The sequence below is a fragment of the Mesorhizobium sp. M1227 genome, from assembly GCF_040318315.1.
In the GTDB taxonomy this organism is placed as follows: Bacteria; Pseudomonadota; Alphaproteobacteria; order Rhizobiales; family Rhizobiaceae; genus Mesorhizobium.
This window is the reverse complement of record NZ_JAMYLZ010000004.1, coordinates 281,260-299,723: the sequence shown is the minus strand read 5'-3', so window position 1 is coordinate 299,723 and position 18,464 is coordinate 281,260. Positions and strand designations below refer to the sequence as shown.

The following is an 18,464-nucleotide window of genomic DNA, read 5'->3' as shown; positions in this document are numbered from 1 at the left end:
GAACGCCATCCTCTCCTGGGCGGATCAGAACCGCGTCGAATGGCATTACATTGCGCCCGGCAAGCCGATGCAGAATGGCTTCATCGAGAGCTTCAACGGCCGACTACGCGATGAACTGCTCAACGAGACGCTGTTTACTTCGCTGGCTCAGGCACGCGTCGCCATCGCCCTGTGGCGCGCCGACTACAACACCGCCCGGCCGCATTCCCAAATCGCCTGGCAGACACCGGCCGAGTTCGCCACCACCTTCAATCTGCGACGGCCGCTCGCGCTGCGCGATGCCAAAGGCTCCGCGCCAGCGCCCGTCGCTTCACCCGCCCAGCAGGGCACAACCCACGCCGGAAACGAACTCAAAACTGGATAGAAACTGGGGGCAACGTCACTTGAACTGGCGCCAGCGGTTGGGCTGCAGCCCGTGCGCCTTCCAGATGCGACGCACAGCGCTTGCGCTGATGCCAGCCGCTTGCGCCATCATGTCGGCGGTCCAGTGCGTCGTCTCGTCCGGCAGATTGACAAGCGTCAGCGCCACCACGCGCTCGGCCACCTCGGGTCCGAGCGCGTGGTCGGCGTCCTCGGCGATTACGGCGGCTGATGATCCTCGAACCAGAATGATGACTGGCGTCGCGAGATAGTTCCCACCGACGGCAAGGGAAAATGCGATGTCATGACGATACGTCTATTGTCCGAGCAAGCCTCCAGGAATGCCCACCGCGTCCGACGTGCCTGGTCAGGGTCCGTGTCGTAACGAAAGCTCCAGTCGGGGTATATGCATTGCATCGGCCAATGCATGAGATCGCCGGAAAACACTGCCCCTACGCCTCGAGATCTCAGGCCGATGGCTACGTGCCCCGGGGTGTGGCCCGGCGTCGGCTCCAGCCACACTTCGCCATCGAGTTCATAATCCATATCGACAAGCACAGCCCGACCAGCCTCGACGATTGGCAGCACATTGTCCTCATAGGTCCGTTCGTCGGCATCGCCGGAGGCGGCCTGTGCGGCCTCGAACTCGCGCCGCGCCATGATGTAGCGGGCGTTCGGGAATGTCGGTATCCAACGCCCGTCCACCAATCGTGTGTTCCAGCCGCAATGGTCGATATGAAGATGGGTGCACAGCACATAGTCGATCTGCTCGGGAGCAACACCTGCATTCGCCAGGCGCGCCAAAAAGGTGCCGTCATTGCGGCGATGCCAATGCCGGAAGTATGCGCACGTCTTGTCGTTGCCGACGCAACTGTCGACCAGAATGGTGTGGTGGCCGGTACGAACCAGAAAACTCTGGATGGGAAGAATAAGCCGGCCGGTTGCCGGCGATATCAATCGGGGCGTGAGCCAATGAAGATGCGGTTCGAGTGCTTCGTCGGTGCAGTCGGGGAACCATTCCGACGGCGTCCGCAGAGGGTCGCACATCTCCAGAATCCTGGTTACCCAGATATTCCCGATTCTCCAATCGTCCATTGATGCGATCCTTCTTCGATCGAGGACGGATCGCTAGATATAACATTTGCGGCAAGATGGCGTCAGACCTTTCTTCCGATAGGAAGACGGAGGCGCTCGCGATGTGGCCGCGCTTACGATCGGGTACCAATCGCTAGATCTTAACCACTAGAACCGTGCGTTGCCATAGATCTGTAGCGCCAGCGTGCAGATAGCAGCGATCGAGATCGGCACGCCGAAGGGGACGACGCCTTTGCGGTCCAGATGCTGAACGTAGAGGCGGAAGGCCCCTTCGGGCAGCATCAAGGGATTCTTCACGACTAACGCGGTCGCAAAGGCGAAGACCAGCAACAGCACGGAAAACACCAGGAGCCCGCCGCCGCCGATCAGAAACGAAACCACCGCCATCAGTTTGACATCGCCAGCGCCGACCTTGCGCATGGCCCACAACAAGAAAAGCGCCACGAACAGCAGTAGGCCGGCAACCGCGCTCAGGCCCATGTCCCACCACGACCCGCTGAGGATCGACATAACCTGCAGCGAACCCAGCCCAAGACACAAAAGCAGCAGCACGTCACGGTTAGATATTTTTTGGGTCGTGAAGTCGAGCCATGCAATCCTTGCCAGCAAAGGAACCGCTAGCCCCTTCATCAGCAGCGCTCCGGCAAGCAACATGCTAGCGCCTTACCGTTCGAGATTCTTCACGCTGGACGACAGGAGTCGCAAATTGTTGCCGACGGTCGGGTCATTGGGAGCCAGTTCGTATGCTTTGAGGAAATTACTGCGCGCGTCCTGCAGCTTGCCGCGCAGCAGATAGGAATAGCCGACATTGTTGTAATATTCGGGCGTTGGCCCAATGAGCCGGAAGGCCTGGCCATAGGCCCTGTCGGCGAGATCGAAGCGGTGGATGCGGTCGCTGCAGGCGGCGAGGCCCAGCCATGCGGCACCGTCGTTGGGGGCGAGTTGCGTCGCCTTGTAGAACAGGGCGCCCGCATTGCCATAATTTTCCGAGCGGAACTGGTTCTTGGCTTCGGCAACGGCTTGGTCGGAGGCATAATATTCGACGTCGCTGACCGTCTTCAGTCCGTCGAAGGCATCGCCGAAGGCAGTAAGCTCCACTTTCGCCGGCTCGTTAGTGCGGACGACCCCCGTTGGGTCCGTCGCAGTCGACTGACAACCGGAAAGCACGACAACCAGCAAACTGGCAGCGGCAACGAGGCACATTGGCCTTTTCATTTTATCCCCCAGGGATCTTGCCGATCCCGTCCCCTGACCAAAGCACATCCCTGTCTAGAAGAAAATGCCCTTCATTCGAATGATCACCGGAAGCATCACGACCATCATCACAACAGGAAAGATGCATAGCCCCAGCGGTATCATCATCTTGACAGGCAAAGCATTGGCGCGTTCCTCGGCGAAGAGAATTCTTTGTCCCCGCATTTCGTCGCTGTAGACGCGCAAGGCGTCCGTCAAACTGGTACCGAGCTCTTCCGATTGACGGAACAGCACAGCCAGCGCGCGCGCCTCCTCTAGTCCAACGCGGTCGGATAATTCGCGCAGGGCCTCGCGCAACGGCTTGCCCGCGCGCAACTGAAGATTCATGATTGCGAGTTGGATGCCGAGCCATCTATGGGTGCCAGCCAGTTCGCTGCCGACACGCTCGACAGCCGCTTCGAGGCTCATGCCGGCATCGGCACAGGTGATCATCATGTCCATGAAATCCGGAAAGCCGCGACGATATATCTGTTTTTGTCCCTTTTCGAACCGATCGAGAGCGATGCTCGGAATCACGATGCATCCCAGCCCAAGCAGGGCAGAGCCTGCAAAGGCGACAAGACCGGGAAGTTCGGGTGGCAACATCCGCGACAGGAGCGCATACGTCACGGAAAAGCCAAGACAGACCGCGCCAAGGCGTGACAGAGTATAGATCAATGGCGCGCTTGACTGATAGAAGCCGGCGCGAAAGAGTTTTGCGTCTAGCGCGCTGGGCTCGTCACGTTCCTTTTCGATCGATCTGAAATAGGCGTCGACCGGCCGCTGTGCTGAAATCTTGGCCAGTTCTTCCTGGCCCAAAAGCGAGCGGCGGTTGGGAATGCCCTCTGCCAGCAGGCTTTGCGCAACCAGTTTCCTCGTCTGCAGCGCCGGCAAGACGACGAGCGCGCCCACCAGAAACAGCGCTACGGCCGCCAGGAAGACGGCGATGGACACCAGAAGGCTCAGATCCTGGGTCACAACTTCTATAGCTCCGATCGCTCAAAAATCGAAATTGACCATACGGTACATGATGAAATCGCCGAGCAGCGCCCAGAACCCGAAAACCAAGAACACCGGCATGATCAACGGGCTGCCCCATACATCACCGTAGTAGCTGGGGGCTAGGCCCGTGAGGATGGCGAGCATCAAAAGAGGAAACAGGGAAATGATCCACGCGGACATTCGCCCCTCGGCAGAGAGCGCCCTAATCTTCAACCTGAGTTTCTGCCTTTCGCGCAGCACCACTGAGAGATTCGACAGAATTTCGGTAAGGTTGCCGCCGGTCTTGGCCTGAATCGACAGCGACACCGACAGCAAATGCAGACCTTCGAAACCGACGCGCTGCGAGAGTTTTCGCACCGCGTTTTCAAGGCTGAGGCCAAAGGTGATCTCGTCGGAAACAATGCCGAATTCGGTGCCCAGCGGATCAGGCATTTCTCGTGCGACAAGGCTTATAGCCACGGAAGTCGGATGACCGGCACGCAGCGAACGCACGATCATCTCAAGGGCATCCGGCAATTGCTTGGCGAATTTCTGGATTCGCCTGGCGCGCGCGCGGCGGAGAACCAGAAACGGCAGGAGGAATACGATGAGCAGAAAGATGATAAACGAAGCCACGGCGGAGAAGTGCAGCAGGAACGCAAATACCAGTGCCAGGGCCAGTCCACCGAGAGCAAATGTCGCGACGAACGACAGCGGATTTCCGGTAACGCCGGATTGCGTGTACAGCCTGTTCAGGCCAACCGCATTGAAAAGAAAGTCGCCCGAGCTGGTAAGCCCACGTTCTTGCAGCAATCGCTGCAAGGTCTGTTCGGCCGGAGCGTCGTCGGCGAGCCGCTTCAGTCGACGGTTGATCGTGCTGACCGTTGAGCGCCGCTTGGAGTAAGTCACATACAGAGCCTCGGCCGCGAGGATGAGCGACGCAGCCGCCAGTACATAGATGAAGTAGAGCAATGTCTGGCCGGTCAACATTAGAGCGGGACCTGTGGGTTGAACGCGTCCTTGGCGAACTGATGGCCAAGGGTCGCCGCTTCCTGGGCAAAGCGCGGACGAATGCCGGTCGCCCGAAATTCACCAACGATCTGGCCCTCGGCAGTCACATCGCGGCGGACGAAATGGTAAAGTTCCTGAACCTGTACGACATTGCCTTCCATACCGGTGAGTTCTGATATGGAAACAACCCGCCTTCCACCATCGGAAAGCCGTTGCGTCTGCACAATGATGTCGATGGCCGAGGCAATCTGAGCCCGTATTGAATCGTGGCTCATCGGCATGCCGGCCATACCGACCATCTGTTCCAATCGCGATATCGCATCTCGGGGCGTGTTGGCATGAATGGTGGTCATTGAACCTTCATGGCCGGTGTTCATAGCCTGCAGCATGTCGAAGGCTTCCTCGCCGCGCACCTCGCCGACGATGATGCGATCCGGCCGCATGCGAAGCGCATTTTTTAGCAATTCGCGCTGGCGAACTTCGCCCTTTCCCTCAACATTGGGCGGACGCGTCTCGAGACGGCCCACATGCGGCTGCTGCAGTTGCAGTTCCGCTGCGTCCTCGATGGTGATCAGGCGCTCCCTGGCTGGGATGTAGCTCGACAGGGCATTGAGCAGGGTCGTCTTGCCGCTGCCTGTGCCGCCCGAAACCAGGATCGACTTGCGGGCCTGCACGGCAATGCGCAACAGGTCGACCATCGGTTGCCGGATCGAATTAAACGCCATCAGACGTTCGAGCGAATAGGGGTTCTTGGAGAACTTGCGAATCGAGACCAGCGGGCCATCCACCGAGATCGGCCGCACAGCTATATTGACTCGCGACCCATCTTCCAGCCGCGCATCGACCATTGGCGCCGATTCATCGACGCGCCGGCCGATAGCCGAGACGATCTTGTTGATGACACGTAGCAGATGGGCTTCATCGCGAAAGCGGATCGCCGTCTCCTCTATGACTCCACGCCGCTCGATGAAGACTCGCTTATGGGTGTTGATCAGAATATCGGAAATCGAATCATCCTTGAGCAAAGGCTCGATCGGACCCAGCCCGAGCATCTCGTCAGCGGTGTCGCTGGTCAATTGGTCAAGTTCGCGGGCGTTAAGCGGCACGTTGCGAGCACGAACGAATTCCCGCACTATGGGGCGGATCTCGTTCAGGATTTCCTCCTTGGACGCACTTTCAAGGGCCGTCAGGTTGAAGCGATCAATCAAGTGGCGGTGGAGCTCGACCTTGAGCGTAAGGAAATCGTCCCCCGGCGATTCGAATTCCGCAGAACGGGACAGTACGGGGACTGCCGGCACGATCGGATCAAGCTTCGGCTCGACCCGCGGCTCGCTTGGCCCTTTCGTGAATCGGCCCAGCATTTTGCGCTACCCCTTTGGACACGCCTTGGGGGGAATACCCCCGCAAGACGGCAGGCACCGAGCACGTTCCCGAACTCAATACTTCTTGCATGTTTAACATCCAGGTCGAAAAAACATCTCATCTATTCGAACGAGGCGTCCGGCCGTAAATATACAAGGGCCCTGCCAAAACATCGCCCTGCGTCTTTTTGGCCATGATGGCCCTTACGGGCTCTGGCAAGCCCTTGGATATAATGGCATATGCCCATCTGCTAATATCGCCTCGCTTCTGCCGCAGACGGGGCGAAATTGTGAACGGATGGTCAAAGACGGGCGAAAAGCAGGCAGAATCAACGTCTTGCTGCAGAGAGACCTCGAAACGATATTACCATTTCAGGCATAGCACAGGTATAAATAAGGTTAAGAACCATTAGCATATTTGACTCTGCTTTTTATCGGCCCCTAGGATTAGGTCGACGGAGGATGCTCAGGTATGCGATTTCATCCTTGGCTCGTCTCGTCAGGGTTTGAACCCCAAAGGGAGAAATTGGCATGAAAAAGCTCATGACGATGACCCGGCAGTTCCGCGACGACGAACACGGCGCCGCCATGGTCGAATATACCATCCTGCTCGGCATCATCACCGTGGCGGTGATCGCCACGATCATTCTTGTCGGTGGCTGGGTCAGCACCCAATGGACGGGGCTTTACGCGTTGTTGCCGTGATAGCTTAGTCCTATCATCGACGCCGGGGAGGTCCCCGGCGTCGATCCAGGTGGTGGGTGAACGGAGTCTGGCGGGAAAAGAAAGTGCGTGCAAACACTGTCATCATGATCGTTCTCGCCGGCGTATTCGGCGTGCTCGCAGTGGTTCTCGCCAATATCTGGCTGACCAGCCAACGCAGCGCTATGGCGAAGACGGACGTGCCGCGCGATACCGTCGTGGTGGCGGCCGTATCTTTGAAATTCGGCGACACGCTGTCGGCCGACAAGCTGCGTGAAATCACATGGCCGGCGGGCGCGGTTCCGGCCGGGGCTTTCAAGACGACAAAAGATCTACTCGCTGGCGAAGGCACAAAGCAGGCGCTGCAGGCGATCGGCGCCAATGAACCCGTTCTCGCCACCAAGATTACCGGCCCCGGCCAGCGCGCCACGCTTTCGGCGGTGCTCGGCGAAGGCATGAAAGCTGTTTCCATCAGAGTCAACGATGTGCTCGGCGTCGCAGGATTCGTTTTCCCAGGTGATCGGGTCGATGTGCTCCTGACGCGCACCGTGCGCAACCCTGGAGATGCAGACCAGAGTTTCGTCGACGTGCTGTTGCAGAGCATGAAGGTGCTCGCCGTCGACCAGGTCGCCGATGAAAGCACCGACAGCCCGACGGTGGTGAAATCGGTGACTGTCGAGGCTAGCACCAAGGACGCCCAGAAGCTGACGCTGGCCGCCGGCGCCGGCCAGTTGTCGCTCGCGCTTCGCCAGGCAGCCGCCGGCAAGGACGAGATCACCCAACGCATCACGCTTTCCGACCTGACCGGCGAAACGCCGGCCGATGTCGCAGTCAGGCAGGCCGAACTCGCCAGGCAGGCGACGGCCGATGCTGCTGCGGCAGCCGAGCGCAAGCGCGCGGACGACAAGATCAATGGCCTGACTCGGGCCGTCGAACAGGTCGGAAACCGGCTCGACGACTTGAGCAAAGCAAAGCCTGCTCCGGCCCTGACCTCGGCACCCGAAGCGCAAGAGGTCGTTAAGGAAGTGATCAAATATGTGCAGCCGGAGCCGTCAGCCCGTGCGACTATCGGCGTTTTTCGGGGCGTGAAGCTCGAAAAATATGACGTGCCGCGACAAAGATAACTCTGGTATGTTGAGATAAAGAGCGTCCGAAGGGCCGCCAAAGGGGGGAATGTAGATGCGAACGGTCCGGGAAACACTGGCAGCCGCCGCGCTGGCCTGTTCGGTGATATTACTGCCGATCGGCCTTGAGGCTACGGCAGCCGATCGCCGTATCGACGTGTCGAACCCCAAGGTCCATCGTGTCTTCCTGCCCATGTCGCAATCGCTGACGATTGAGGTGAATGCCACTCTTGGCGATATCGTCGTCGCCGACGAGAAGATCGCAGATGCCCAGCCGATGACCGACAAGACGCTCTACGTCATTGCCAAGGGCGCCGGTACCACAACCGTCAATCTCTTTTCCGAAGACAAGCGCTCGCTTGGCGTAATCCAGATCGAGGTCGGCGTCGACGTCAACGATATGGCGCAGGCAATTCGGCAGGTAGCGCCTAGATCGCGGATCGATATCGGCTCGGTCAATGGCAAGGTCCGGCTCGGCGGGCATGTGAAGGACGGCGCGACGCTGGCGTCGATCCTGGAAGTGGCCCAGCAATACGGTCCCGACGCGATTATCAATGCCGTTACCGTTGATGACAGCCAGCAAGTGAATCTGGAAGTGCGCGTGCTCGAGGCCAAGCGCAATGCCGGTCGCGACCTTGGTGTGTCGATCAGGAGCACGAACAACAGCGGAACGACCCGAACTGGAACGGGCATTGCCGCCGTCGATGAAGATAACGTGGTGCTCGGACCGGGCGGTCTGCTCACTGGCCTGCTCTCGAACACCAATCCGTTCGCGGCGCTGATCACTCGCGTCATCGACAGCAACATCAAGGTCGATCTGATCATCGAGGCGCTTGAGGCAAAGGGTGTCGTGCGCATGTTGGCCGAGCCCAATCTCACCACGCTTTCCGGCGAGCCGGCCAGCTTCAACGCCGGCGGTGAAGTACCCATCCGCAGCCTCGACAGGGACGGCCAGATCAACATTGTGTACAAGCAGTTCGGCGTGAATCTGCAGTTCACGCCGATCGTGCTCAACGACGACAAGATCCATATCAAGCTAGCGCCGGAGGTAAGCGACCTGAACGGCTTCACGCCGGCTGGCGACCCGATCTTCACCACCCGCAAGCTGGCGACCGTCGTCGAGTTGCGCGACGGCCAGAGTTTCGCAGTCGGCGGGCTCTTGTCCAGCAAGAATACCAAAATCCAGAGGCAGGTGCCATGGCTGGGCCAAGTGCCGATCGTCGGCGCGCTGTTCCACAATTCAAGCAATCAGAAGGAAGAGACCGAACTGGTCGTCATCGTCACCCCGCATATCGTGCGCCCGGCGAAACCCGGCGAGCAACTGGCGACCCCATTCGACAAGACACGGCCGGCCAACGACCCGGAGTTTTTCGTGCTCGGCCAACTGGAAGTAACCAAGGACATGGTGCGCAAATATGAACTGGGCGAAGGCGTCGTCGGCCCCTATGGCCACATGCTCGACCTGAAATCCAAGGACAAGATGATCTATGTCAAGAAATAGGGTGTTGATCATGCTTTTGTGTGCCAGCGGGCTGGCGGGCTGCGCCGACTATCTAAACCGCTACGACACGGTGACACTGGCCGCAGGCGACACCCAGAAATACAATTCGCTTCTGCAGACGGTCGATCCGCTCAATCCGGCGTCGAAAAAGACCGCCATTGAAGGGGATGGCGCGCGCGCTGCTGCTCTTGCCCAGAGTTACAAATTTCCACCGCCACCACCGCCGCCGCCGGCCATCACGGTCAATGTCGGGACGCCGCAAGACACGGCGGATTGAACAGAAGGATCAGCGCGTCAGGTAAACAAGGAATCCTGGCGTCCAGGAGCAAAAAGAGCAAGGCCATGCTGCGTATTATTCGCGCGTTCTGGCACGATCAGAGGGGAATAGCGCTGATACTGGTAAGCGTCATGCTGCCGGCGATCATCGGATTTTCTCTGCTGGTGATCGACATGAGCCGGCTCAACAATCTGCATAACGATCTACAGAAGGGGGCTGATGCGTTTGCCCTGGCAGGCGCGGCTGAGCTGGATGGGACGTCGGACTCCATCAGCCGTGCTGATAGGGCGATCGCCACGCTGGTACGCAATCGATACACCTTCTCGACCGCCGGCCCTCCTCAAACGCTCGCTTCCGCCGGAGTAACACGCCGATATCTTCGCTCATTGCCGGCCACCGACAATCTCCCGATTGTGCCGGCCAATGTGATCACCGACGAGCTGAATGACGCCAAACTTGCCCGTTTTGTTGAAGTCACTGTAGCCCCGGTCGGGTTTGCTGCAATCTTCCCGGCTTCCTTCTTGTCACCCAGCGCCAGCAACAATTTCAATGTCGGTGCAGTCGCTGTGGCGGGCTTCACTTCCGGCGTGTGCGATTTCACGCCGGTCTTTATGTGCAACCCTTACGAGACGGTGAACGGGACGAATGCAGCGGGCGGATTCACACTTGAGCAGGCCGTCTCCAACCCGGCTGTACATCGTCGACTGATCGAACTGAGGAAGGTCGGAAATGGGGCTGCCGCTGGCCCTGGTAACTTCGGCTTCCTCGAACCTCCGGCCGGTGTGGGGAACGGTGCTCAAGCCCTCGCTCAGACGATTGCAACATCAAGGCCGATTGGTTGCTACAGTTCCGCCAACGTTAGCACGAAAACTGGCCAGAACGCCGGCCCAGTGCAAGACGCCTTCAATGTTCGTTTCGGCATTGCAGCCAGCGGCAACCATTTCAATAGTGCTGAATACGGTCCAGCCGCGAACGTCCGCAAAGGGGCAATCAAGACCCGAGGAAGCGCAAACCAATGTCCTTCCATGAACCAACTTTCATTCACCCAAGCTGGAACAATGGGCCTTCCACGCGACGCGACCACTCCATACCTCGGCGGCCGAATGGGCGATGGAAATTGGAATTTCTCTGGTTACTGGAGCACCAACTTTGGTTCCGCTGCCTACCCCTCTTCATGGAATACGACCAAGCCGACGCGCTATCAGGTCTACCGCTACGAGATATCAGCCGGGTTGGTAGGCATGGCGTCGACTGGTGGAGAGATCGGAACCCCGTCGGCAACTTGCCAACCCCCTGTCACGACGGTTGACCGTCGGTTGATTTACGGTGCGATCCTGAACTGCAATGCACTCCAAGCTGCCGGCAGCGATCTGTCCGGCCACAGCACGGATCTGCCGGTGGAAGCTTTTGGAAGCTTTTTACTGACTGAACCGGTTGCGTCGGCATCGGAAGACGCATCCGTGATGGTTGAATTGGTAGACATTACTGGGGGTGGCGGCCAGGGCACGCTAGACAATTTCCTCCGCGACGAAGCTCAGCTTTACCGGTGATGGCGATGATTGGAATGCTATTGCGTCATCTCGATAGATTTCGATGCGATCAACGCGGTGCAGTGCTCATCGAAATGACGCTGATCACGCCGCTGATGCTGATTTTGGCGGGTGGCGTGTTCGAGTTCGGCAATCTGATTCACGAAAAACTCTTGATGGAGGCCGGACTTTCAGATGCAAGCCGCTTCGCCGCGCGCTGCAACAGCCAATTGTATACACAAGCCGGGCTTGCGGCGATCAACTGCGCCGACATCGCTGCAAACATCGCCGTGTTCGGCAATGCCGCGGGAACAGGCAGTGCACGCGTCAGCGGCTGGCAGAAATCGAATGTGACGGTGACAATCGCCGCCTCCGCTTCCTGCCATGACGCTGTGGTTGCCGGCGTCGCGCAATATCGATCAACCACCGCGCAGGTCTGTATCGTCAGGGCTGCGGGTACCTTGGCGTACAGCGAGCTCGGCATGCTATCGATCATCGGCATCGGCCCGATCACGTTGAACGGCTCTCACGAGGAGCGGCTGATCCGGTTCTGACCATGTTCAAGCGTTTTGCGGATTCGGACGACGGCGCGGCGATGGTCGAAATGACCATCGTTTCGACGCTGCTGTTTGCCCTTGTCCTCGGTTTCATCGATTTCGGTCACGCCTTCTACCAATGGAACGCTGCTACCAAGGCGGTCCAACTCGGCGCCCGGCTGGCCTCGATTTCAGACCCAATTGCGACGGCCCTTGCAACTGCGGCGCCGACGACGACACCGGGTGCGCCAGTCGTTGCCGCGGCATATGGCCCCTTCGTCTGCAGATATACTGCTGGCACAGGAGCTTGCACCAACGGCGGCACATTCAATGCCGCCAACTTCAGCCGTATCTTCCGCGGGGACACGGCAAACACCAACGATGATGCCTGTCCCCCACTCGCAGCAAATCAACGGCCGGGGATGTGCCATTTCTTTCCGCGCTTGCGCCGCGATAACGTGGTGGTCACCTACAGCGCCACTGGCTTGAGCTATCAGACCCGGCTGGGCGGACCGGTGCCAACAATCACCGTAAGTCTTCAAAACGTGACCTTTCAGTTCTTCTTTCTGCAAGGGCTGATGGGCTTTGCGAACCTCACCATGCCGTCCATGCTAAGCACGGTTACGGGCGAAGACCTGAAGAGCACATCACCATGAACGCCATCAACACCAAGGTTCTCCCAACCAAACGAAAGCAGGTCGCCCTGTTCTCGTCTGATTCGCAGTTCAAGCATGACGTGGCGACGCGGCTCGATGCGCTGGCGATTTATGACGTCCGGATTTCCGAAACGGATGATTTTCTCAAAGGCCCGACCCCCGACACGCGGCCGGGCATCGTAATCCTCGACCTTGCCAATGGCGAGCTGCTTGGCAAGCCTGGCATTGTCGAGGCGCGCGCCCTGTGGGCGGCCGTGCCGCTGATTGCGGTTTCCGACGAACTGACCTCTGAACAGACGCGCATCCTGGTGCGAATGAACGCCTCGGACTGGCTGCACAAACCACTTGATGCCAAGGAGCTTCTGAACGCGGTCACCTTCCACGACACCGGCAACCAGGGCACCAAGAGCCGCATCATCACCTTTATCGGCGCTAGCGGCGGCGCCGGCGCTACGACACTCGCTTTGTCAGCGGCGGAGTTCCTGGCCTCGAAATCCACCGAACGTGCAGCTTCGACCTGCCTCGTCGACCTCGATTTCCAAAGCGCCAATTGTGGCGCCTATCTCAACCTCTTCAACCAGTTCGACCTTGCCGGCATCATCGGCCAGCCGGAACGGCTCGATGTCGAACTGATGGATGTCATCAAGCTCTCGCGCCCGTCCGGCCTGACGCTGTACGCCTTCGAAAGGCCGCAACTGCCATTCGAGCCGCAGGGCGCGGATTTCGTGTTCCGGCTGCTGGACCTCGTCGCCTATCGCTTCGATGACATCGTCATCGACCTGCCCAACATCGAAACTCCCTGGCAGAATCCTGTGCTTTCCACGAGCGACGCGATCTTCATCGTGTTCGAGCTCAACGTCGCCTCGCTGCGACAGGGCAAGCGGCTCTACAAGAAGATCCGCGATTTGCGCGGCAATTCGGTGAACATCACGCTGGTCGCCAACAAGCACAAGAGCAAATGGTTCGGCAATCACTTTTCGCGCGGCGAACTCGAAAAGATATTCAAGGTACCGCACATCAAATCGGTTGCCTTGGACAATGCGCTGCTGACCGATGCGCTGAACCGAGCCATCATGCCTTCCGAAGTGGACGGGCGGGCACGCTTCAACAAGGATCTGAAGCGGATGTTCAAAGAGCGGCTCGATGACACTGCCCGGTAGATATCGCTTCGTTCCAACGCTTGCGGGCGCCTGCATCATGGGCCTGGCATTGGCGGCATCGTCCTGGGACTGCGCCCATGCCCGATCCGGGCTATCGGACCAGCCGCCGCTGCCAGCCATGGGCCCCAGCCTGCGCAAGTTCGTTTTTTTCCAAACCGCGGAACAGCCGGGCACGATCATTATCCGCAAGCAGGAGAAGGCGCTCTATCTTGTGACCCGAGAGGGTGAGGCGCTGCGCTATCAAATCAGCGTCGGGCGTGACGGATTTGGCTGGACCGGCACCGTGGAAGTGGGGGCGAAGACCGAATGGCCGGAATGGCGCCCACCGAGAGAAATGCGCGCGCGCCAGCCGGAGCTGCCGGAGATGGTGCCGGCCGGTCCCTACAATCCGCTCGGCGCACGGGCGCTCTACTTATCCCGAGACGGGCACGACACGCTTTATCGCATACACGGCACCAACGACCCTTCAGGCGTTGGCTTCGACGGCACATCGGGATGCTTTCGTCTTACCAACACCGATGTGATCGATCTTTTCAGGCGCGTCTCGGTCGGTGCAAAGGTGGTGGTCCAATGACGATGATTAGCGACCCGGACATGCCGGCGATCGACATTGGGCCGGCGACCCAAGCTATAGAGCAAGTTGTCGCTGGGAAACCGAGCAATGCCAGGATGATCGGGGTTGTTGCTGCAGGCACCTTGCTGATCACAGCCGCAAATTTAATAGCCGCGGTCTATCTCTTCCGCGGCATCAACGACCTGCGCTCTGTCGAAGGGAGGCTGGAACAGCTCGGATCGTTCGAGCAACGGATTGCGGCCCGGCTCGACATGGTCAATAACGGCTTTCAAAGCCGGTTCGAAAAACTGGACAATCAACTGCAGGGTAGCTTCAGCCAGATCAACGGCAGCATTGCTCGGATAGAACAGAACTTGCCGCTGGCTACCGTGGCGGAGCCTTTTGTTGAGACGACCAGCGCCACGGCGGAGCCGGTCAGCGATCTCGATGGTGAAGAAGCGACCGAACGCAGTATCGTCGAAGCACCACGCCCGCCCAAAAGGAAGATCGCAGCAGCGGTGCCCCCTGCCCCAAGCTCCTCCTACCGGCGCATAGAGCAGCCTGACGGCAAGGTCTATTACCGCAAGATCGATTAGAAGCGGGGTAAGGGGGCGTGGAGAATGCTTGCCAGAGAAGATCGTCCGCCGCTTTGCGCGTCGGCGTCCATATTCGGCGCTTTTCGTCGTTTTTGTCGGGTGGACGACGGTGCCTTCGTCCAGCCTGGTGCTCGTGGCTGACATCGTGCCAACCCACGAAACCTTGCTGATCGAAGTGTGGGTCTCGCTACGCGATGTCGTCTATTCGTCCCGACCACCGCGAGGCGCTGACAAAGGTCACCGCTTACGACCTCTCGATCTCCGGCGGCATCGAAGGCAAGGTCTCTAGCATGATCGCCGACAGTTTGGTCGATCAGAAAAACGGGGGAGCCTTTTACCAGGTTCGTGTCGCGGCGGACAAATCGACGCTCGCGAGGGATGGCGAGACTTATTCAACCATCCCGGGCATAATGTGCTCAGTAGACATCAAGACGCAAGGCGATTCTGAGTTACCTTTTAAAGCCGATCAACAAGGCGCGTCAGGAGACCATGAGTGAGCGCTAGCGCCACCTCTCCTCCCATCAATCGTGATCGGCGGCTGCTAACGATCACAAAAGAGGATTTCGGGCTGGAATTCCGGGTCGTCGCGCGTGGCGGCATACGCCGCGGCATTCGTCTGGAAAAGGCTTTCTGGATATCTCTGAAGCAGATGGCTGAAAGTAGGAAATGCACAATCGGCATGCTGATCGAGGAGATCGCCGACAGCCCGACCAAGACTGGTAACCTGACATCGGCGATTCGGGTGGCTTGCATACACGGGCTGGCGGATGAAAACATGGCCCTGCGGAAGCTTGCATCGATCAGGACGATCAATGCCATATTGCTTGCCTGCCCCTCGCCCGCTTTTGCCTTGGCGTCATCGAAGAAGATCCTGACTTTCAATGCTTCGTTCCAGCAATTCGTCAAGCGTCAGTTGCCGATCGGACCAAACAATGATGCACGACTAGATCTCAAGCTGGCGCTGGATCTCCCTGTCGCCGACATTTTTGCCCAACTCGACGCCAACGGCGAAGTACCGATCGCCAGCGGCTTTGTAATCGGGGCTGGCGAACGCCGGTACCGAGGTCAATTGAATGTAGTACGGGCGCCCGTACCCGAACCGGAATTGCTGATGGCGTTCGTCAACAGCTAGAACTGCGGCCTCCGGTGAGCGAGGCTCAATCCGGGCTGAAGATCCTTCGTGTCATTTAGCGCGAATAGGAACTGTCTGCGAGACTTCGATTAGGCCCGACCGCTATTGCCAGCCGACGGCCCGCGCCGTTTGGCGGGAGCGGCACCATCACCAATCAACCGGATTCATTACAATGAAGGGCGACAACCTCGAAGAGAGAGGGCAAGACGACGTATTGGCGCCAGAGAAGGCTTGGCGAGCAGAAAAACGGGATTGGATCCGAACTGGGCTGATCGCCGCGCAAATCCGCGCGGAAAAGCTGCGGCAAGGTCCAAGAAGAAATTTCGCAGGATCGAACACATGTGTTGGCTGGAAAATAGAAAGCTTATCCGCTCCGCGAAAGTCATTGCCGAGGCTGAGCATGCCGAACGTAGCGAAAAGACAGCAAGATTGAGATCGCTTCGGATGGCAGCTCAGAGTGACCTGAAGGTTCCGTTCCTTGAGGAACTCGATTGCTCTCTACTTATCGCCGCACTGACTCAAGGCGAATTATCGGCTAAACTTCCCGACGGATCGCATTGGCGGGGCCGAGCAAGGGCAACAGGCAAAAACCAGTATTCCTCCGCGCCCGCCAATTCGGACTAACGAGTGTTCTCTCGCCTGATATCGAATTCAGAAGGCGATCTCGAGACCCAGCTTGCCGCTGACAGTTGACTGTCTTGAGACCACTTGCCGCGAATCTCACTGCTGAGCGTTGATCGATTGAGACATTTTCAGGTTGAAGCCAGACGGAGTGCCACTGAGAAGTCTGCGTCTTCAAACTCACACTCTCCCTTCCGTCAACGCATGCCGTGTTGGAATAGCCGAAGCCGAAAGGCGGTAGCGCTCCTCAAACCCACTATCTCATCTCGGGTAGCAGGTGTGGCGATGTAGCCCTCGTCACAGGGCTAACCCTAGTGTTTGCACTGGCCAGGGGCCGCTTTTGATGCCACGCTGCGGAGCGCCGGCGGTCCGAGCACACACCGCCGATCCCTGCGACCCAGAGCATCGCTTCACGAAATTTCCCTAAGGGCAGTCAGACATTGTTCCGATCAGTGTTGAACGAGATAGGTTTCGATCCTGCCGACACCTGCCAGTTCTAGATTACAGCGCGGTTCGAGCTTCCAGGAGGTGCGCAGGGCCTGCTTGGTTGCCTCCGAGATTTGCATGCGGTCGGCCACGCCCTGGGACTCGAGCCGGCTTGCAATATTCACGGTCTCGCCCCAGAGGTCGTAGACGAACCGATGCCGGCCGATCAGGCCCGCGATCACCGGTCCCGTGTGCACGCCAATGCGGATCCGAAAACTATCGTTACCCCAAGCTAAGGGCTTCAACGCGTCCAGCATGGATTTCCCGAGTGCCACGATCCTGTCGGCATGGTCAGCTGCCGGTTCGGGAACACCGCTCGCAGCCATATAGGCGTCTCCGATGGTCTTGATTTTCTCGACGGAATGCTTCTCCGCCAAGACGTCGAACGTGCCGAATAGCCTGTCGAGGCGCTTGATCAGGTCCGACGGCGGCAACCTTGCCGCTATGCTCGAGAAACCGACAATATCGGCAAAAAGAATGGTCACTTCATCGAACCGGTCGGCAATGAACTCTTCGCCCCGATGCAGCCGTGCCACGATCTGACCGGGCAGGATCGCATGAAGAAGCGAGTCAGCCCGCCCCTTCTCCACCTCGATCTGCTGAAGATACTGGTGCTCGCGGTCAAGCCAACGCTTCTTCTCCAAACTCGAGTTGATCCGGGCGCGCAGCAGGACTGGATTGAAAGGTTTAGGCAAGTAGTCGTCGGCCCCCGCCTCGATGCAGCGGACCACTGCATCCACTTCGTCCAACCCCGATATCATGATGACAGGGATATGCCGCCATCGGCGCTCCGCTTTCAATCGTGAGAGCACCTCGATGCCGTTCATGTCCGGCATCAGGAGGTCCAGCAGAACCAGGTCGAACTCGTGTTCCGCAAGGTGAGCCAGCGCTGACAGACCGGACTCGGCAGTGACTACCTGATGACCGTCACGTTGCAAGCGGCGGGAGAGGAGACCGCGGTTACTGCTGATGTCGTCGACGACAAGTATGCGGCCACAGCCGGAGCTTACGGGGTGCTCCGTCTTGATCAGTGCCCGTTCGAGTCCTGCCGCATCGATCTCAGCCTGATCCGTGGTCCGCGGTTCCTCGCTGTCGGGTGCGCGCGAGAGGCCGGCGATTGCATCGACATGCGCCAACAACTCGGCCGCCGCGGCGAGCATCACCCTGACATCCTCTTCCAGCGCGTATTCGTGCAATTCTTCGGCTTCTTCACGAATCATTTCGGAATAGCCGATGATCGCGTTGAGCGGCGTTCGCAAGTCGTGGCGCAGTTTCGCCTCGATCTCGACCCCTGCCCGGTTCTGATTGTCGGCTTTTCCATGGATCAAGCTGTCGATCAGGCCATTCAATTCGCAAGCAGCGGCGCTGACCTTCTCCAGATCCGGTGTCATGTGGATCAGACCGAGGTCCTGCACCTGTTCGGTCAGCAACTCCTGAAATCCTGAGATTGCCCGCGCCGGTCCGGCGAGCTGCTGTGCCAGATGGACGGCGATCGCATGGCGTTGGAACTTGTTCTTGGCAGTCATGTTTTCAAACCGTCGGCCTGGGCC

The 18,464-nt window shown here is 58.8% G+C and carries 21 protein-coding genes and 1 pseudogene; 14 read left to right on the top strand and 8 right to left on the bottom strand.

Features of this window, described 5'->3' with window-relative positions; all coding sequences use genetic code 11:
* On the top strand, positions 1 to 364 hold a 364-nt coding region (locus NKH28_RS09030), incomplete at its 5' end, for an integrase core domain-containing protein (protein ID WP_352978493.1).
* Between the two features lie 18 nt (positions 365 to 382).
* On the opposite strand, the pseudogene NKH28_RS09025 reads toward NKH28_RS09030, so the two are convergent.
* The 7 genes and pseudogenes from NKH28_RS09025 to NKH28_RS08995 form a co-directional block, all read right to left on the bottom strand.
* A pseudogene (locus NKH28_RS09025) lies at positions 383 to 556 on the bottom strand (IS630 family transposase); the annotation flags it as partial.
* A gap of 23 nt (positions 557 to 579) precedes the next feature.
* Positions 580 to 1,455, bottom strand: coding sequence for an MBL fold metallo-hydrolase (locus NKH28_RS09020; protein WP_352472990.1), 876 nt, complete (start codon positions 1,453 to 1,455; stop codon positions 580 to 582).
* A 147-nt stretch (positions 1,456 to 1,602) separates the two neighbouring features.
* Positions 1,603 to 2,109 carry a prepilin peptidase gene (locus NKH28_RS09015; protein ID WP_352472991.1) on the bottom strand — a complete coding sequence of 169 codons (507 nt, stop codon included), beginning with the start codon at positions 2,107 to 2,109 and terminating at the stop codon, positions 1,603 to 1,605.
* 9 nt (positions 2,110 to 2,118) lie between these two features.
* A complete protein-coding gene (locus NKH28_RS09010) occupies positions 2,119 to 2,670 on the bottom strand; it encodes a tetratricopeptide repeat protein (RefSeq protein WP_352472992.1) in 552 nt (183 codons plus the stop codon).
* 54 nt (positions 2,671 to 2,724) lie between these two features.
* Positions 2,725 to 3,666 carry a type II secretion system F family protein gene (locus NKH28_RS09005; RefSeq protein WP_502902738.1) on the bottom strand — a complete coding sequence of 314 codons (942 nt, stop codon included), beginning with the start codon at positions 3,664 to 3,666 and terminating at the stop codon, positions 2,725 to 2,727.
* A gap of 21 nt (positions 3,667 to 3,687) precedes the next feature.
* Positions 3,688 to 4,641 carry a type II secretion system F family protein gene (locus NKH28_RS09000; protein ID WP_352978491.1) on the bottom strand — a complete coding sequence of 318 codons (954 nt, stop codon included), beginning with the start codon at positions 4,639 to 4,641 and terminating at the stop codon, positions 3,688 to 3,690.
* Between the two features lie 17 nt (positions 4,642 to 4,658).
* Positions 4,659 to 6,041 carry a TadA family conjugal transfer-associated ATPase gene (locus NKH28_RS08995; RefSeq protein ID WP_352472994.1) on the bottom strand — a complete coding sequence of 461 codons (1,383 nt, stop codon included), beginning with the start codon at positions 6,039 to 6,041 and terminating at the stop codon, positions 4,659 to 4,661.
* Between the two features lie 531 nt (positions 6,042 to 6,572).
* On the opposite strand from NKH28_RS08995, the gene NKH28_RS08990 reads away from it, so the two are divergent.
* The 13 genes from NKH28_RS08990 (at position 6,573) to NKH28_RS08930 (ending at position 16,431) form a co-directional block, all read left to right on the top strand.
* Complete coding sequence (locus tag NKH28_RS08990) at positions 6,573 to 6,746, top strand: Flp family type IVb pilin (protein ID WP_352472996.1); 174 nt, start codon at positions 6,573 to 6,575, stop codon at positions 6,744 to 6,746.
* 83 nt (positions 6,747 to 6,829) lie between these two features.
* The gene (cpaB, locus tag NKH28_RS08985; protein WP_352978489.1) at positions 6,830 to 7,867 is read left to right on the top strand and encodes a Flp pilus assembly protein CpaB; all 1,038 of its coding nucleotides are present in this window, start codon (positions 6,830 to 6,832) and stop codon (positions 7,865 to 7,867) included.
* Between the two features lie 55 nt (positions 7,868 to 7,922).
* The gene (locus NKH28_RS08980) at positions 7,923 to 9,368 is read left to right on the top strand and encodes a type II and III secretion system protein family protein (protein ID WP_352472998.1); all 1,446 of its coding nucleotides are present in this window, start codon (positions 7,923 to 7,925) and stop codon (positions 9,366 to 9,368) included.
* 10 nt (positions 9,369 to 9,378) lie between these two features.
* The gene (locus tag NKH28_RS08975) at positions 9,379 to 9,645 is read left to right on the top strand and encodes a hypothetical protein (protein WP_352472999.1); all 267 of its coding nucleotides are present in this window, start codon (positions 9,379 to 9,381) and stop codon (positions 9,643 to 9,645) included.
* A complete protein-coding gene (locus NKH28_RS08970; protein ID WP_352473001.1) occupies positions 9,642 to 11,195 on the top strand; it encodes a TadE/TadG family type IV pilus assembly protein in 1,554 nt (517 codons plus the stop codon). The genes NKH28_RS08975 and NKH28_RS08970 overlap by 4 nt, the downstream gene beginning before the upstream one ends.
* A complete protein-coding gene (locus tag NKH28_RS08965) occupies positions 11,195 to 11,728 on the top strand; it encodes a TadE/TadG family type IV pilus assembly protein (protein ID WP_352978488.1) in 534 nt (177 codons plus the stop codon). The genes NKH28_RS08970 and NKH28_RS08965 overlap by 1 nt, the downstream gene beginning before the upstream one ends.
* A gap of 2 nt (positions 11,729 to 11,730) precedes the next feature.
* Complete coding sequence (locus tag NKH28_RS08960) at positions 11,731 to 12,366, top strand: TadE/TadG family type IV pilus assembly protein (protein ID WP_352473002.1); 636 nt, start codon at positions 11,731 to 11,733, stop codon at positions 12,364 to 12,366.
* Positions 12,363 to 13,526 (top strand): CpaE/TadZ family protein, encoded by a 1,164-nt coding sequence (locus NKH28_RS08955; protein WP_352978486.1) that lies wholly within the window; start codon positions 12,363 to 12,365, stop codon positions 13,524 to 13,526. The genes NKH28_RS08960 and NKH28_RS08955 overlap by 4 nt, the downstream gene beginning before the upstream one ends.
* A complete protein-coding gene (locus NKH28_RS08950) occupies positions 13,510 to 14,100 on the top strand; it encodes a L,D-transpeptidase (protein WP_352473004.1) in 591 nt (196 codons plus the stop codon). Before NKH28_RS08955 ends, NKH28_RS08950 begins: the two co-directional genes overlap by 17 nt.
* Positions 14,097 to 14,675, top strand: coding sequence for a hypothetical protein (locus NKH28_RS08945; RefSeq protein ID WP_352473006.1), 579 nt, complete (start codon positions 14,097 to 14,099; stop codon positions 14,673 to 14,675). Before NKH28_RS08950 ends, NKH28_RS08945 begins: the two co-directional genes overlap by 4 nt.
* A 194-nt stretch (positions 14,676 to 14,869) precedes the next feature.
* Positions 14,870 to 15,172 carry a beta-barrel domain-containing protein gene (locus NKH28_RS08940; protein ID WP_352473008.1) on the top strand — a complete coding sequence of 101 codons (303 nt, stop codon included), beginning with the start codon at positions 14,870 to 14,872 and terminating at the stop codon, positions 15,170 to 15,172.
* The gene (locus NKH28_RS08935; protein ID WP_352473009.1) at positions 15,169 to 15,807 is read left to right on the top strand and encodes a ribbon-helix-helix domain-containing protein; all 639 of its coding nucleotides are present in this window, start codon (positions 15,169 to 15,171) and stop codon (positions 15,805 to 15,807) included. The genes NKH28_RS08940 and NKH28_RS08935 overlap by 4 nt, the downstream gene beginning before the upstream one ends.
* A gap of 231 nt (positions 15,808 to 16,038) precedes the next feature.
* Positions 16,039 to 16,431 (top strand): hypothetical protein, encoded by a 393-nt coding sequence (locus tag NKH28_RS08930; protein ID WP_352473010.1) that lies wholly within the window; start codon positions 16,039 to 16,041, stop codon positions 16,429 to 16,431.
* 446 nt (positions 16,432 to 16,877) lie between these two features.
* Here the strand turns inward: NKH28_RS08930 and NKH28_RS08925 are convergent, their stop codons facing one another.
* Complete coding sequence (locus NKH28_RS08925) at positions 16,878 to 18,440, bottom strand: adenylate/guanylate cyclase domain-containing protein (protein ID WP_352685429.1); 1,563 nt, start codon at positions 18,438 to 18,440, stop codon at positions 16,878 to 16,880.
* Positions 18,441 to 18,464 lie beyond the last annotated feature (24 nt).